The 14279-nt window shown below is 71.0% G+C and carries 17 protein-coding genes; 1 reads left to right on the top strand and 16 read right to left on the bottom strand.

Annotation, left to right across the window (positions count from 1 at the left end; genetic code table 11):
- Positions 1-26: 26 nt before the first annotated feature.
- The 3 genes from B072_RS0106100 to B072_RS0106090 form a co-directional block, all read right to left on the bottom strand.
- A complete protein-coding gene (locus tag B072_RS0106100) occupies positions 27-299 on the bottom strand; it encodes a hypothetical protein (RefSeq protein ID WP_026245503.1) in 273 nt (90 codons plus the stop codon).
- Positions 300-381: 82 nt separating this feature from the next.
- Positions 382-741 carry an STAS domain-containing protein gene (locus B072_RS42545; RefSeq protein WP_018529052.1) on the bottom strand — a complete coding sequence of 120 codons (360 nt, stop codon included), beginning with the start codon at positions 739-741 and terminating at the stop codon, positions 382-384.
- 207 nt (positions 742-948) lie between these two features.
- The gene (locus B072_RS0106090) at positions 949-2295 is read right to left on the bottom strand and encodes a PP2C family protein-serine/threonine phosphatase (protein WP_018529051.1); all 1347 of its coding nucleotides are present in this window, start codon (positions 2293-2295) and stop codon (positions 949-951) included.
- 162 nt (positions 2296-2457) lie between these two features.
- On the opposite strand from B072_RS0106090, the gene B072_RS46250 reads away from it, so the two are divergent.
- Positions 2458-2952, top strand: a complete 495-nt coding sequence (locus tag B072_RS46250) for a MarR family winged helix-turn-helix transcriptional regulator (RefSeq protein ID WP_018529050.1) — start codon at positions 2458-2460, stop codon at positions 2950-2952.
- Between the two features lie 17 nt (positions 2953-2969).
- On the opposite strand, the gene B072_RS0106080 is transcribed toward B072_RS46250, so the two are convergent.
- The 13 genes from B072_RS0106080 to B072_RS0106020 all read right to left on the bottom strand — a co-directional run bounded on the left by B072_RS0106080 (position 2970) and on the right by B072_RS0106020 (position 14078).
- On the bottom strand, positions 2970-3470 hold the full coding sequence (locus tag B072_RS0106080) for a MarR family winged helix-turn-helix transcriptional regulator (protein WP_018529049.1): 501 nt from the start codon (positions 3468-3470) through the stop codon (positions 2970-2972).
- Positions 3471-3622: 152 nt separating this feature from the next.
- Positions 3623-4492 carry a SigB/SigF/SigG family RNA polymerase sigma factor gene (locus tag B072_RS0106075; protein ID WP_018529048.1) on the bottom strand — a complete coding sequence of 290 codons (870 nt, stop codon included), beginning with the start codon at positions 4490-4492 and terminating at the stop codon, positions 3623-3625.
- Positions 4493-4588: 96 nt separating this feature from the next.
- Positions 4589-5011 (bottom strand): ATP-binding protein, encoded by a 423-nt coding sequence (locus B072_RS45415; protein ID WP_018529047.1) that lies wholly within the window; start codon positions 5009-5011, stop codon positions 4589-4591.
- Between the two features lie 170 nt (positions 5012-5181).
- A complete protein-coding gene (locus tag B072_RS45410) occupies positions 5182-5616 on the bottom strand; it encodes an ATP-binding protein (protein WP_018529046.1) in 435 nt (144 codons plus the stop codon).
- Positions 5617-5668: 52 nt separating this feature from the next.
- Complete coding sequence (locus B072_RS42525) at positions 5669-6064, bottom strand: STAS domain-containing protein (protein WP_018529045.1); 396 nt, start codon at positions 6062-6064, stop codon at positions 5669-5671.
- Between the two features lie 35 nt (positions 6065-6099).
- A complete protein-coding gene (locus B072_RS42520; protein ID WP_018529044.1) occupies positions 6100-6513 on the bottom strand; it encodes an STAS domain-containing protein in 414 nt (137 codons plus the stop codon).
- Positions 6510-7622, bottom strand: coding sequence for a cobalamin B12-binding domain-containing protein (locus tag B072_RS0106050; RefSeq protein ID WP_018529043.1), 1113 nt, complete (start codon positions 7620-7622; stop codon positions 6510-6512). The genes B072_RS42520 and B072_RS0106050 overlap by 4 nt, the downstream gene beginning before the upstream one ends.
- Positions 7619-9205, bottom strand: coding sequence for a PP2C family protein-serine/threonine phosphatase (locus tag B072_RS0106045; RefSeq protein WP_018529042.1), 1587 nt, complete (start codon positions 9203-9205; stop codon positions 7619-7621). The genes B072_RS0106050 and B072_RS0106045 overlap by 4 nt, the downstream gene beginning before the upstream one ends.
- A 288-nt stretch (positions 9206-9493) precedes the next feature.
- Positions 9494-10534 carry a YdcF family protein gene (locus tag B072_RS0106040; RefSeq protein WP_018529041.1) on the bottom strand — a complete coding sequence of 347 codons (1041 nt, stop codon included), beginning with the start codon at positions 10532-10534 and terminating at the stop codon, positions 9494-9496.
- 4 nt (positions 10535-10538) lie between these two features.
- On the bottom strand, positions 10539-11465 hold the full coding sequence (locus B072_RS0106035) for a YihY/virulence factor BrkB family protein (RefSeq protein ID WP_026245501.1): 927 nt from the start codon (positions 11463-11465) through the stop codon (positions 10539-10541).
- Between the two features lie 126 nt (positions 11466-11591).
- Positions 11592-11975, bottom strand: coding sequence for a VOC family protein (locus B072_RS0106030; protein ID WP_026245500.1), 384 nt, complete (start codon positions 11973-11975; stop codon positions 11592-11594).
- Between the two features lie 64 nt (positions 11976-12039).
- Positions 12040-12615, bottom strand: a complete 576-nt coding sequence (locus B072_RS0106025; RefSeq protein WP_018529038.1) for a TetR/AcrR family transcriptional regulator — start codon at positions 12613-12615, stop codon at positions 12040-12042.
- Positions 12612-14078: an MFS transporter gene (locus B072_RS0106020; RefSeq protein ID WP_018529037.1), complete on the bottom strand. Its 1467-nt coding sequence runs from the start codon at positions 14076-14078 to the stop codon at positions 12612-12614. The genes B072_RS0106025 and B072_RS0106020 overlap by 4 nt, the downstream gene beginning before the upstream one ends.
- Positions 14079-14279: the final 201 nt, after the last annotated feature.

Below are 14279 nucleotides of genomic sequence, written 5' to 3'. Positions count from 1 at the left end.
TTCCCGCAGGCCCTCCCGGGCCGGCCTCACAGATGGCGCGGTGGCGCGTTCCGGACGGCGGACCGCCGTGCCCAGAGCGCGCACCCCAGCAGGATCAGTCCCACCAGCCCGTAGGCCCATGCGTCCGTGCTGCCGGTGGCCCATCCGACACCCCAGGCCACCGACCACAGGGCGAGCAGCACGCACAGTGCGCTCCAGGCCTGCGCCCAGGTGCGTTGACGTGCCGCCACCCGCTGCGTGGTGCCGCGTTCCATGTCGCCCATGCCCTGCGCGGTGCCGTGCTCCTCGTGAGGACTCATGCTTCACCGAGTGCCCGCTGGAGCACCGGCGATGCACCGATCGCGCCGGGAGCCCGTCGTGTCGCGGTCCGACGGGGCCTTGCTAATGATCGGAGAGGGGCCCGACGGCCTGGACCGCCTCGCCGACGTCCTTGTGTGCCTCCAGGTAATCGGACGTCCCGGTGAGTTCGAGCAACCGTCGCGTCTGCTGCGGTACGCGCGTCAGCATCACCCGGCGCTGCCGCTTCACCCACAACAGGTGGTTCAGCAGTGCCGAGTCGCAGAACGTCAGCTCGCCCATGTCGTAGACGAGCGGCCCCGTATGGGCGCGAAGAGCCTCCGCGGTGGCTTCGGCGACGTCGTTCAGGATCGAGTAGTCGAACTCTCCGGCCAACTCGATGACCCAGACCGGGCCCTGCTGGTGAAAGGCTCTGATCCCCGTCCACCGATACGTCGGGTCCACTTGGCTGTCTTCTCCCTCATGCTGTTGGGGTCTGCACGCGCCGCCTGTCCGCGATCGGGGGGCCACCAAGCGATGACTCGTCGCCCTTGGGGCACAGTCACGCAGGGCTTGCGGAGCAGGCGAGTTCACTAGTTCCCGGCTTCAGCACGCGAATACAGTTGTCATGTGGCAACAGTTGCACGATTCAGGCCGTCCAAGCAACCATGGTCACTCCACGGGGCCACGGCCGTACCAGTCGAGGCACACCACGAGGGCGTCGTCCTCGGCGTCGGCGTCCACGTGGGCGGCGAGCTCCTGCAGGATCGCGCGCGGTACGGCGGCCGCCGGGAGCAGGCTCGCGGACTGGATCGCCCGCGCGAGCATCCGCTCCCCGTACTTCTCCCCCGACCGGGACAGCGCGGCGTAGACCCCGTCGCTGACGAAGAGCAGCCGGTCGCCCGGCAGGGCCTGGAACTCCTGGGGGATGTAGTCCGTCTCCTCGAACATGCCCAGGGGCAGCTGTGCTTCGAACGGCACCTGCTCCACGACCCTGTCCCGCTGCCGCCACAGCTGCGGCGAGCCGGCGTCCACGGTCAGGACGCGGCCCGTCGCGAGCTCGAAGGAGAGCAGCAGCGTCGACACGTGCGCGTCCCCCCTGTACTGCGCGTACAACGCCTGATCGGCGAGGGCCGCCTGGTCCGCGATACCGATGCCGGCCCTGCGCGCGTTGCGCAGCGCGTTCACGGCGAGGTTGGTGAGGAGAGCGGCGTCGATCCCCTCCCCCATGCCGTTGGTGATGGTGAGCGTCAGGGTCTCGGCGGTCGTGGCCCAGTCGAAGTTGTCGCCGTGGATGGCGTAGGCGGGTTCCAGTTGCGCGCCGATCGCGTACTCCGTGCGGGAGCAGGACCGGCCGGGCAGCAGCTGCCACTGCATCTCGGCGGCCAGGGTGAGCCGACTCGCTCTTCGCGCCTGCAGGTAGACATCGGTGTCCCGGTCGGCGACCACGATCTCGTGGCCGAGGATCTGCGCCAGGTCCACCAGTTCACGTACGCCGTCGGGCGTGCATCTCTCCTCGGGAAGCCGCAGCGCGAGCACCCCGAGGCGGTCGCCGCGGACGGTGACGGGCAGGTGCAACCGCAGCACGCCCTCGTCGTTCACAGGGTACGTACGCGGTTCCTGACTGCCGAACACCCGCCCCTCGGGGCTCCCGTGCACCGGCAGCGGATCCGTGGTGCACCCCGGGTCGGCGACCGGCCGCAGGACGGTGTGACTGTAGTCGGCCATCAGCAGTTCCACGCCCGTGGCTCCGTAGCGCGCACCCAGCGCGTCGCGGAACGCCTGCAAGAGGCCGTACGGCGCCGCGGCGCGGATGACCCGTTCAACAGCCTGGAAGTTCGTCGTCACAGCAGCCTTCTCCGAGGGGATGTCGGCCACCGAGCGGGAGAGGGACGGGATTTCGGCACCACCGGATCGCCCCTCGGCCCGGAAGAACGCTCCTGGCGGCAGGCCCTTCATCGGCACGACCTCGACCACGATCCCCGCGCCGCGCCTGTCTCGGCCGAGCGGGAACGTCAAAGCACCACAATGTTGCCGTCCGGCAACTGTTCACAGATTCTATCCGGCACCGGCACACCGATGCCGCCGCGGTTCGGTCCACGGGGATACTTTCGCCAGATCGGGCACACGGGACAGTACGCGTACCGACAGCCACAGCTCGCGAGAGGTGCCCCTCTTCTCATGGACACTGACGGCAACGGGGCGTGCGCCGGCCCACCACAGCGACCGGACGCCGACCCGACGGCCGAGACGGCCGTGGCGGCGGAGGCACTGGTGTCCTTGTGGACCCGCGCGTCCCGGAACGGCATCCCCCAGCTCTCTCCCCTGCAACTGCGGGCACTGCTCGTCGCCCGGGCCGTCCCGCACATCAATCTCGGCGCGCTCGCCGAGCAGGTCGACGTCGCTCCCTCGGCCGCCAGCAGGCTGTGCGACAGGCTGGAAGCGGCCGGTCTGCTGCGGCGTGACCCGGCACCGACGAGCGGCCGCAAGATCGAGCTCTCCCTGACCCGGCAGGGGGACCACGCGCTGCGCGCCCTCAGCGCTCAGCGCGCCCAGGCGCTGAACAACGTACTCGGCCACATGTCGTCCGCGTCGCGGGAGGAACTCCTGAGGGGGCTGCAGGCCTTCACCACCGCGGCACACGCGCTGGGGCTGGTCACGACGGCCACGGCCTGACCCGGCGTTCGGCCCTCTCAGGCGATCGCCTCGGAGTCACCGTCCGCCTCCTGCCGCTCCAGGCCCATGTGCGCGGTGGCCGCTGTCCGGAACTGTTCAAGGCCCTCGGCGAGCGTGCGCAGTTGAGCGGGGGACATCGCGTGCAGCACCGCCTCGACCTCGCGCGCCCTCGACGACCGCAGTTCCTCGAGCACGCTCGCCCCACGGCGGCTCAGTCGCAGATCGACCTCCCTGCGGCTGGTGGCACTGGCGATCCGCTCGACCAGGCCGGCGGCTTCCAGGCGGTCGCACAGACGGCTCACGGCGGGCGGCCGGGAACCGAGCGCCTCGCCCAGGGTGCGCTGATTCACCCGCCGCTGCTCCTCGATCACCGTCAACGCCCGGAACTGCGAGGGGGGCAACGGCCCGGAGGGCGCGGCCTCCTGGCCGCGCCCCCACAGAACCTGGAGCAGCTCCGACACATCGCTCACCGCTTGGGCCACACGCTCAGGGGTGTGGAACGGCAGATTCCGAGGCATCGCAGCACCCTCCCGTTCGCAGCGAGGCACACAGTACGGAGGCCGGTGAGCGGCAACGATCTCGTCCTTGCCGCGGTTCACCTTTTCGGCATCATTCCACACGGCCTCCGCGACGAGGCCTCCGTACCCGGCTGCGAGACGGGCCAGGGGTTCTACTCGGCCGTCATCAGACCGGCGCGCAGCTTGGTGACGACGCGCGTGATCAGACGGGAGACGTGCATCTGCGAGCAGCCGATCTCGTCGGCGATCTCCTGCTGGGTCCGCTCCTCGACGAAGCGCAGGTGGATCAGGCGCCGGTCCCGGTCGTCCAGATCCGCGATCAGGGGAGCGAGGGAGTTGAAGTTCTCCACGAGCTCGAAGCGGTCCTCGTCGACGCCGATGAAGTCGGCCAGCAACGTCTCGGACTCGTCGTCGGAACCGTTGACGGCCGCGTCGAGGGAGACGCTGTTGTAGCCGTTGGACGCCTTCTGCGCCTCGGCGACCTCCGCCGGGTCGAGCTGCATCAGCTCCGCGAGCTCGGCCGTCGAGGGGGACCGCCCCAGACGCGTGCGCAACTCCTCGGTGGCCTTCGTCAGTTCGATACGCGCTTCCTGCAGACGGCGCGGCACGTGCACGGCCCACGAGGTGTCACGGAAGAAGCGCTTGATCTCGCCGGTGATGTAAGGAACGGCGAAGGACGTGAACTCGACCTCGCGGGACAACTCGAAACGGTCGATCGCCTTGATCAGACCGATCGTGCCGACCTGGACGATGTCCTCCATCTCCTGCGGCCCACGGTGCTTGAACCGGGAAGCCGCGTACTGCACCAGGGAGAGGTTCATCTCAATCAGCACATTGCGCACATAGCTGTATTCGTGCGTGCCCTCCTCGAGCCGCGCCAAGCGGTCGAAGAAATGCCGACCCACCTCACGGGCGTCGCGCGGCGCGATCGAGGTCGGGTCCGCGCAGGCCCGCTCGATCAGAGCCTCCTTGGCCACCCCGGCCGTGGTGTACGCCTGCTCGTGGACCGTCACGGTGCTCATCGGGTTCCCCTTGTCTGGTTGCCTGTCGGCACAACTCCTACACTTCTGCGGTTGCCCCGTGCAAGATCATCTATGCATGCGACAGGCAACACGATTTCACATCCCGGTGGATGAGGGTCGCGTGAGGGGTCCCGGAAGGGCCAGCGCGGCGACGATCGTCTTCCCCTCGGGCCCCACCTCGACGCTCACCCGCGAGGCAAGACGCTGGACGACCATCCAGCCGTAACCCCCCGGCCGGCCGGGGACCGTCGGCAGGCGCCGCGGCACCTCGACGCTACGGTCGCTCACCCGCAGCTGGAGCTCACCACCCGTCAGACAGGCGGTGAAACGGGTCACGCCGCCGGCGTGCAGCAGGGCGTTCGTCGTCAACTCGCTCACCACCAGCAGCGCGTCGTCGCGCAGCCGCGTCGCCTCGTGCGGTGGCAGGGCGAAGCACGCCTCCAGCAGCACGGAGCGCACCGCCGACCGGGTGTCGGCACAGCTGACGTCCTCTGCTTCCAGCGTTTCTGCGACGCTCACGGCACCGGTCCTTCCCTCACGCCTGCAAACCCTGTTGTCTCGATTCGTCCTTCCTCCTCCTCTGCCCGGCGCTTTGCGCCGCACACTCCCCCGGACGGTCGCGACTCGGCCTCCCTGTCGGCCGTCGTTCGCGGCCGTGAAAGCGCTCTCGCTCAACCGGTGGTGTGCCGTCAGCGGACCGGCAGATAGGCGGTGACGACTTTTCCGGTGCCGTCCGGCACGATCTCGACCACGACCTTCGCGGCCAGCCGCTGCACCAGCGCCCAGCCGAACCCGCCCGGCTCCCGTACGTCCCGCGGCGGGGAGAGCGGGAGCTCGCTGCTGTGGTCGGCCACCTCGATCACGACATGGCCGTGCTCGGCGCGCACCCGGAACCAGGCCAGTCCACCGCCGTGACGGCGGGCATTGGACAGCAGTTCCGAGCAGGCCAACTGGGCGTCCAAGGCGCGCAGTTCCGTCGTCTCGGCCACGGATCCGCCGTCCTGGCCGGCCAGGCATGCGTGCACCGCCCGGCGGACCTGTTCGCGCGCCTGCGCACCGGAGAGCGGCGGGGAGACGGCGACGGGCCTCGCGGGTTCGTGTGCGTCATCACGCGCTGCCTGCATCACGTTCTCCTGCCCCGCCGGACGCCGTGCCCCGCCGGCCCGCGCATTCCCCTCACGAACGACACTCCTCGTTCCGCGAGGCGTCCCCGGACTCGCTCTGGACGTCATTTTCCGTACGTACGCCGCTCTCGAGGCAGCCCTGGAACACCTTCAGCGTGCCGGTCGCGATGAGCAGCCGCTCGACTCCGGCACTCAACGGCCCTCGAAGGATGAAGCGACCCTGCCGGGCGCGCTGGGCGTCCAGCCCTCGCAGCAGGGCGTGCAGCAGAGTCGAGTCGGCGAATCCCACTCCTGCCACATCGACTTCCAGGATGCCCGGAGCAGAGTCCAGGGCCCGCGCCAAGGTCTCGTCGAGAAGGGGTTCGGTGTCCTCGTCACAATCACCGGCCAGGACGATCACCGACCTCGCCCCGCTCAGCTCGGCGGCGACCTGCAAAGACTCACGCATGAGGGCATTCTTTCATCTGCGGCCGCACCGTCCGTTCAGCGGCCGTGCCCGGGCGACTGGTCCTCGTGACCGGCGGTGTCCGCGTCGCCGGTCGCCGCTTCGTCGGACTGCTCGGCGGCCGGGGCACCGGTGAGATGTTCGAGCGTCCCCGTGAGCTGCAGCAGCCGCTCCAACCGCAGGGGGCGCCGCTCCAGCCGCAGCCTCGACCCGGCCCCGTGCACCTCGCGCCGCAGACGCAACAGGACCGACAGGCCCATCGAGTCGACGAGCGTCACACCGGCGCAGTCGAGCCGCAGCGTCCGGATGCCCGGATGGTCCGCCAGGGCCTTACGCGCGTACCCGCAGAACTGATCGCTCGTCTCGTAGTCCAGGGCTCCGCGGATCTCCACCGTCAGCACCCCCTCGCTGGGGCCTGCGGTGACGAGGGACAGGGGTACGTACGCGGTCATGCGGGCTTCCCCGGGCCCGGGACGGTCACGAGGCGACGGGCGGCGGCGAGCATGCCGGTGGCGCGCGGGAAGTCGTCGAGCTGCCGCCGCAGGGAGCCCAGGGCGGGCAGCAGGCACTGCGGGGGCACACCGCGGGACTCGAGGATGCCCGCGGTCCAGACGATGAAGTTGGTGAACAGGTCGGGGTCGTCGACGTAGAGAGCCGTGGCCAGGAAGGTGACGATGTGGTCGATGTCCTCGGCCGTCTTGTCCAGCTGATAGTCGCTGTAGGCGCGCATCGGCGGAAAGGCTTCCTCGACATCGGCCAGGGTCTGCTTGACCAACTGCCGTCTGGACTGGCGTACCAGGGTGTACTCCTGGTCGTTCAGATGCGGCAGGTCGAGGTCGGGCAGCCGGGCCGCCTCCGCTCGCGGCCGTTCGAGGCCGCGCTCCAGGACGGCGTGCGCACCGACGGCGTCCGGGGCCCAGGCGGCCTGCATCCGGTGGGCGTAGCGGCCCTGTGGTCCGAACGCGGCGCCGCCCGCCATCACGGGCGTGCCCGCGACCTGGCAGGCGCTGATCGCCGCGTGGGCCGTGGGCAGGTGCGCGGGGAGGGACGAGGACAGCAGGACGGCGTCGGCCTGGCGTCGGTGGAGGTGGCCGACGAGGTGTTCCGTGGGGACCTGGGCACCGAGGTAGTCCACTTCCCAGCCGCGCAGGCGCAGCACTTCGGTCACCAGCCGGGCGGGCAGCGCGTGCCATTCGCCGTCCACGCACGCCACCGTCACCCGGCCGCGGGGCGCACCGATCGCGGCGACGGCGAGGGCGGCGGCGTCCGCGACGGCGGAGATGCAGCGCTCGTTGATCGCGGTCGCCGCGTGTTCCTGCGCGACGGAGATCTTGTTGGCCGCCCATTCCACGCCGACCCGTCGCTGCACCGACGCGATCAGGTCCAGCAGCACCTGCTCGGCCGCGGCGAGCACCTGGTCCGGTGCGCCGGAGCCGACGGCGTGCCGCGCCAGTGCCACCGCGTGGGTCTCGTCGCAGCCGATCGCCGCCTGCCAGAGCTGCTCCCGCAGCTCGTCGCGGGTCAGCTCCGGAGTGCCTGCGGCCGTTTCACTGATGGTCATGCGGTGAACCTGCCCCGAGTGTGTCCGTCCACCGCCGTCAGATGTGCGGAACGTGGTGCCGTGATCGCGAGAACCGCCATGTCGTCGTGGTGGCCGTCCCCGACCCATTGCGAGGCGACCATCTGCACACGCTCGGTGACGGCCTCCGCGGGCAGGCCCGCGCACTCGGCCAGCACGCCGTGGAGCCGTTCCTCTCCGAACATACGGTCCCCCAGCGGTCCACCATGGGCTTCGGTGATTCCGTCAGAGTAGAACAGGCATGTCTCGCCGGGTTCCAGGTCGATCACCGCGGTGGTCGACTCCACCTGGGGCAGCGCGCCGACCAGGGTGCCGCGCGTCTGCGCCGTCTCGACCCTGCCGTCGGCCCGGATCAGCAGCGGAGTCGGGTGTCCCGCACTCGTCACGCGCAGCCGCACCTGACCCCCTACCCGCTTGGCCGACGCCAGGGCCATGGTGGCGAAGCGGGTGTGGTGCGACGACAGCAGCGCGCTGTTCAGCAGCGTCAGCAGCCGGGCGTGGTCGGAGGTGAACGGCAGGAGCGCCTCGACCGCGTTGCGGATCTTGCCGGTCAGGACGGCCGCTTCCAGTCCCTTGCCGCAGACATCGCCCAGGACGGCGAAGGTCTCCCCCTCCGGGCTGTCGGCGGGGTAGACGTCGTAGAAGTCGCCGCCGATGCGCTCGGTGGCGGCCGAGGCGCGGTAGCGGGCGGAGAAGTCGATGCCCTTGGCCTGCTCCACGCGCGGCGGCAGCAATTCGCGCATCAGCACATCGGTGATGCGGGTCTGCTCGGCGTACACGCGTGCCGCCGACAGGGCCGCACCGGCGCGCGCCGCGAACAGCCGGGCGAAGGCCTCCTCCGCCTCGGTGAAGGCCGCCTCCCGCCCGCGGCGCATCATCACGATCGCCCCGGCCGGCAGGCCGTGCCCGGGCAGCGGGACCACCACGACCGAACCGATCTGCGACGCGTCCCGCGCGAAGCCCTCGGGGATGGCCCAGGCGGGGATCAGCGCCGGGTCGATCCACCGGGACGGCACGGGAGGGAACCCCAGGAGTGCCTCCTCCAGGCCCGGCACCTCTTCCGGGTTCATGCGGATCCGCTGCTGCGTCATCGATCCGTCCGCGCAGGCCCAGGTCACCGGATAGGAGCGGCCGCTGCCCACTCCGACGACGACGACCGCGTCGGCCAGATGCCGGGCTGCCATCGAGGCGGTCACCTCCATGCACCGTTCCACGTTCAAGGAGGACAGCAGTTCGCTGGAGATCTCCTGCAGTGCTCGTATCTGCGCCCGCTCGCTGTCCAACTGGGCCTGGACGAAGCGGAGATCGCCGTCGTCCACGAGCCACCAGGTCACGCAGCCCGCCGGACCGGCGCCGGGAAACGCCTCGACGCAGTACTCACCCATGAGGCCACCGGCCACGGAAGCGGCGTGGTCGCCCGCATCCCGCGCCCTCTCCTCGTGCGCGTCGGCGAGCCAGGCGGGTGCCACGTCGGCGAGCGCGGCACCCACGATCAGTCCGGGCATGAGGACGGCCGCTTCGTCGTTGTGGGAGACGACTCTCCCTGCCCCGTCGGCGACCAGCATCGGATACGAGACTCTCACGGGCCGACTGGCCAGTCCTGCACCGCGGGAGCCCTGCGGCTCCGGGGAGGAAACCATGAACGTGGAGCCCGCAAACGCGGGCCCCCACCACCCTTCAAAGCGAAATCGCAGAGCCAGTTGTGCCCTACGCGTGCTGCACGGGGGTTCCGGACATCCTCCACATCGTCCGCGCCCCGCTGCGCAACGAGGCTCTCACACTACCCAGGACGGTCATGTTCACACTGCGGCAAGCGTGATCTCCTTGCGTCACCCCGACACCGGCCCACGGTCTCATACGTCGAAGAGTGAGACGCGGCCGGTGAACGGCCAGGCAAGCCACCAGATGCACGCGCCTCCCAGGGCGACGAGCAGGAACAGGGCTGCGTTGGTCCGGCGATAGGTGAGCAGCAGGGCGACGAACTCGCGGATCATGGCGCTCGGCCAGAAGTACGACGCCGTGGACGCGCCCACGACGTGTCCTCGGACCCCTGCGCGCCGGGCGGTCACCGCAGCCCGGAAGACGTGGTAGTTGTTCGTGACGACGACGCAGCGGTACGCCGGGTTCGCCTTCCGCATGATCGCCTTGCTGAAGTTCAGGTTCTCCTCGGTGCTGGTGGACCGGTCCTCGCGTTCGACGAGTTCGGGCGGGAAGCCGCGGGTGACGAGGTAGTCGGCCATCGCGTGCGACTCCGGCAGGTCCTCGTCCGGCCCCTGCCCGCCCGACGTGATGAGTACCGGCCGCCGGCCCTTGCGCATGAGCCTGGCGTGTTCCTTCGCGGCCCGGTCGAGACGGCTGGCCAGCAGGGGCGGAACGGTGTCGCCGCCGATGAGTCCCGAGCCGAGGACCACCACGTAGTCGGCCCTGCGGCGGATCCGCAGGCGCTGGTAGAGCGTGGCGTACAGGAGGAAGCACAGGAAGAGGAAGGCGCCGTGCCCGGCGAGCAGGACGGCGGTGCCGGCGACCACCATCAGTACGCGCGTGTGCAGTACCAGGGCGGCGATCAGCAGGGCGAGCAGCGCGAACAGGGAGAGTCCGACGCCCAGGGACAGCAGGTTACCCGGGCTTCTGCCTTCCTTGCGCACCATGGTGACGCCGTTGGCGAGCAGGAATCCGGCCAGCGTGACGACGCTCAGCGCGGCCAGCACCAGCAGGGCGACCGCCAGGTCGTCGCTGAACTGCGGGCGCCTGGAGACCAGTTGGAAGACGAGTGCGGTCAGCGCGAAGACGAGGGTGAGTCCGAGCAGGACGGCGTTGCTGACTCTGCGCCGGTCGCGCAACACCCCCCAACCGAACGCCAGCAGGCACAGGACCGAGGGAGCGTAGGCCAGCATCCGCTCATGCTACTGAGGGCTGGGACGGCGCAGGACCGCGGGTCGTGCGCAGCTCGGCGCTGAACTGCGCGCCGGCCAGCAGGGCGAGGTTGGACAGCCACAGCCAGATGAGGAAGACCACGCTGCCGGCGAGCGAGCCGTAGAGCCTGCTGTAGGTGCTCAGCACGGAGGCGTACACGGCGAAGCCGGCGGAGACGGTGAGCCAGAGGATCGCGGCGAGGGCACCGCCGGGCAGGGTGCGGTCCCGGGTCCGTGCGACAGGGGGGCCGGTGCGGAAGACGAGGACGACGAGGAGTGCCACTACGCACAGCAGGAGCGGCCAGCGCAGCAGGCTCCAGCCCCACGCCGCCACGGTGTCGAGCCCGATCAGGCGGCCCAGGCGCTCGGCGGCCGGACCGGTGAGGAGCAGGACGAGAGCGCTGACGAGCAGCAGGCCGAGCAGCGCGAGCGCGGTCAGCACGAGGCGGTGGGCCTTGCGCCAGGTGGAGCGCCGGTCGGGGGTGTGGTGCATGCGGTGCAGCGCGCGGCGGAAGACGGCCAGGTAGCTGGAGGCCGACCACAGGGCGCTCACCGTGCCGGCGGCGAGCAGCGTCCAGGCGGCCGTGCCCGTGTGCACGGTCCGGGAGAGCACGTCGTGGAGCTGGGCGCCCGACTGGCCGGGCGCGTAGTCCGTGACGTGCGCGATGAAGTCCTTCGCGGTCTCCGGGCTGATCAGGCTGTACGCCATGGCGGTGACGAGCAGGGCGGGCAGCACGGCCAGGAGGGAGTAGTAGGTGAGCGCGGCCGCGTAGTCGGAGATGTCGTCACGCCACATCACCCCCGGTGTGCGACGCAGGGCGTCCGCCCAGTCGGACACCGGGAGGACGGCGGGCCGTGGGTGGGCCGGGTCCTCGGGACGCCGGGGCGGTGCGGGCTGTGATTCAGCGGACATGGGGCCTTCGGTGCGAGCGGACGGTGACGTGACGCGAGTGCGCGTCCGGACACCGTACGGGGCGCGGAAGGCCTGGTCCGACCGGCCGGCGCCGCGATCGGCGCCGGCTCAGGAGGTCGGCAGGTGTCAGGACGTCGTGGCCGCCCGGTCGGACTCGCTGCGCAGCACACAGAATTCGTTGCCCTCCGGGTCGGCCAGGATCACCCAGCCCGTACCGTCGGGATGCGTGTGGTCGGCGACGAAACCCGCACCGAGCCCGCGCAATCGCTGCACCTCCTGGTCCCGGGAGGTCTCGGGGCGCAGGCACAGATGGATCCGGTTCTTGCCGGTCTTGGTCTCGGGTACCTGGTTGAAGTACAGCATCGGGCCCTCGGCGAGCGGCACCTGAGTCTCCCGGTCCCCCGGCCTGGCCTCCGGGTCCAGCGGACGGCCCGTCACCGCACTCCAGAACCGCGCCAGTTCATAGGCGTCCGCACAATCGATCGCTACGTTCTGCACCACCGAAACCATGCGGTGAGCCTTCCCGATCTTCCTGCCGAACGCCACCGGGTTGTACCGGTGCGTCCCGCGAGGTTCATCGGGCGTCGGCGGGGCCCTGCGCGGCGAGGGTCTCCAGGAGGATGTCGACGACGTCGTCCACCTCCGCGTCGGCCAGGTCGTCGAAGGCCCCGGAATGGCGGGCCAGCAGCACTCCCGAGACCGCCGCCACCAGCACGTCGGCGCGCAGCCCCGGCCGGTCGTGTCCCTCCCGGGTGAAGCGGGCCCGCAACGGTTCCACGAGGCGGTCCCGCAGTGCGGCCCGGGTCGCTTCCTGGGCCGCCGCGTCCCGCAGGGGCTCGACGGCGACGCGGAGCAGCGGTACCGGGCCGCGCCGCTCCGCACGCCGGGCGACCTCGCGCAGGCGGGGTTCGGTGAGCAGGTCGTCGGGCGGGGTGTCGCCGTGTTCGGCCCGCAGCACCTCCACGTAGAGCAGCGGTTTGCTGCCGAAGTAGCGGGCGATGAGGGCCGGGTCGACACCGGCGCGTTCGCCGATCTCGCGGATCGTGGTGCGGTCGTAGCCCCGCTCGGAGAAGAGCGCGGTCGCCGCGGCCAGGAGCGCCTCCCGGCTGCGGGTGGCGTTGCGGCGCGGTGCCGTCTGCGCCGCGGTCACGAGGCACTCGGCGCGGACGGCGCGGGTTCGCCGCTGACGGCCGGGCCGGTATTGACCGCCGCGACGACGGACGGGCGGAGCCGCCTGCCCGCGCGGGTGAACACCACCGCGAGGATGCCGGTGACGAGGAAGGCGGCGCAGCCGACCAGGCCCGCGGTGCGGTAGCCGTCGTTGCTCGGCAAGGTCGCGCCGGGGGCGGTGGCCGCCTGCAGGATGACGGCGCTGAGGGCGCTGCCGGTCGAGTATCCGATGTACTTCACGACCTGATTGAAACTCATCGCGCTGCCGGTCTCCGCGGCCGGCACCCCGGCGACGATCAGACCGGGGGTGACGGCGAAGGTGACACCGACGCCGAGTCCGGCGAGCGCCATCATCGAGCCGATGCCCCACAGGCTGGAGCGGGCGAGGAGGAAGCAGACGAGGGAGCCGAGCGAGAGCAGGCAGCCGAGCGGGAGCATGCGCCCGGGTGTCGCGGCGCGCCCCAGCAGCCCGACGAGGCGGCCGGTGACGAGGCTGGCCACCGAGAACGGCACGAGCAGCAGTCCGGTGACGACGATGGAGGCGGAGAAGCCGTAGCCTGCGGACTCGGGCGTCTGCACGTAGCGGGTGACCAGCGCGATCAGGAGGTACGTGCCGACGCCGCCGACCATCGTGGTGAGGTTGGCGACGAGGACGCCGCGGTCCTTGACCAGCCGTACCCGTATCAGCGGGTGGGTACTGCGCAGCGAGTGCGCGACCCAGCCGGCGAGCAGGAGGACGGCCGCGGCGGCCAGCGCGAGCAGCGGCACCGAGTCCCAGCCCCATCGCTCGCCCTCGGCGAGGGTCATCAGCAGCGCCGCCAGGCCGCCGGCCAGCAGCAGCGCGCCGGGGACGTCCATCGGAACGCTGGGGCGGTGGGGTGCGCGGGGCACCACGATCAGGGTGGCGGTCAGTGCGAGGGCGGCCGTGACGGCCGCGAACCAGAAGCCGGCGTACATGCCGAGGTACTCGGCGAACATGCCGGTGATCGGGTAGCCGAGGCCGACGCCCGCGGCCGTGGTGAGCGACAGCGTCGCCACCGCGGACCGTGCCCGGGCGGGCGGCAGCGCGTCCCGGGCGGTGGCGATGGCGAGCGGGACGAGGCCCATTCCCACGCCCTGGAGGGCCCGGCCCATCAGGAGGCAGGCGAAACCGAGAGGCAGGGCCGCGAGGACGCTGCCGGCGAGGACGAAGACGAGGCCGCCCAGGATCACGTTCTTGCGGTGCGGGCCGTCGCCCAGGCGCCCCATCACCGGCGTGGCGATGGCCCCCACCAGCATCGTCACCGTCAGCGCCCACTGTGCGGTCGAGACAGCGACATGGTCCTCGGCGGCGATCGTCGGGATCAGCGGCGCGCCGAGGCTGCTGACCACGGCCACGAGCATCCCGAGGGAGACGAGCACGGGCACCAGAGCGCGCGGGTGGCGGAGCGCGGATGCCGGCACGTCCGGTTCGGGTCCATCGGGTTCGGTTCCATCGGGAGTCGGCACGGTCGACCGTATAGGGGGCTGCAAGGAAGACTTCCTCTTCATGTCACCAAGCGATGTCATCGCATGATGACACAGTGCGGGCCGCCGTTGGGGCGAGGGGTGGCGCGGGCGATCGGCCGCGGACCGGCATCCGGGGGCACCGCGGCGGGCGGCTGC

Origin of the sequence: Streptomyces sp. HmicA12, assembly GCF_000373565.1 — a bacterium.
In the GTDB taxonomy this organism is placed as follows: Bacteria; Actinomycetota; Actinomycetes; order Streptomycetales; family Streptomycetaceae; genus Streptomyces.
This window is presented reverse-complemented; position numbering and strand designations above follow the sequence as displayed.

Bases quoted from the DNA above. Each gene is read 5' to 3' on its own strand.
- B072_RS46250 (WP_018529050.1), top strand. From the start codon at position 2,458: ATGGACACTGACGGCAACGGGGCGTGCGCCGGCCCACCACAGCGACCG.
- B072_RS0106080 (WP_018529049.1), bottom strand. From the start codon at position 3,470: ATGCCTCGGAATCTGCCGTTCCACACCCCTGAGCGTGTGGCCCAAGCG.
- B072_RS42525 (WP_018529045.1), bottom strand. From the start codon at position 6,064: ATGCGTGAGTCTTTGCAGGTCGCCGCCGAGCTGAGCGGGGCGAGGTCG.
- B072_RS0106075 (WP_018529048.1), bottom strand. From the start codon at position 4,492: ATGAGCACCGTGACGGTCCACGAGCAGGCGTACACCACGGCCGGGGTG.
- B072_RS0106100 (WP_026245503.1), bottom strand. From the start codon at position 299: ATGAGTCCTCACGAGGAGCACGGCACCGCGCAGGGCATGGGCGACATG.
- B072_RS0106050 (WP_018529043.1), bottom strand. From the start codon at position 7,622: ATGACCATCAGTGAAACGGCCGCAGGCACTCCGGAGCTGACCCGCGAC.
- B072_RS45410 (WP_018529046.1), bottom strand. From the start codon at position 5,616: ATGCAGGCAGCGCGTGATGACGCACACGAACCCGCGAGGCCCGTCGCC.
- B072_RS0106040 (WP_018529041.1), bottom strand. From the start codon at position 10,534: ATGCTGGCCTACGCTCCCTCGGTCCTGTGCCTGCTGGCGTTCGGTTGG.
- B072_RS0106030 (WP_026245500.1), bottom strand. From the start codon at position 11,975: ATGGTTTCGGTGGTGCAGAACGTAGCGATCGATTGTGCGGACGCCTAT.
- B072_RS42520 (WP_018529044.1), bottom strand. From the start codon at position 6,513: ATGACCGCGTACGTACCCCTGTCCCTCGTCACCGCAGGCCCCAGCGAG.
- B072_RS0106035 (WP_026245501.1), bottom strand. From the start codon at position 11,465: ATGTCCGCTGAATCACAGCCCGCACCGCCCCGGCGTCCCGAGGACCCG.
- B072_RS0106045 (WP_018529042.1), bottom strand. From the start codon at position 9,205: ATGCTGGTCGCCGACGGGGCAGGGAGAGTCGTCTCCCACAACGACGAA.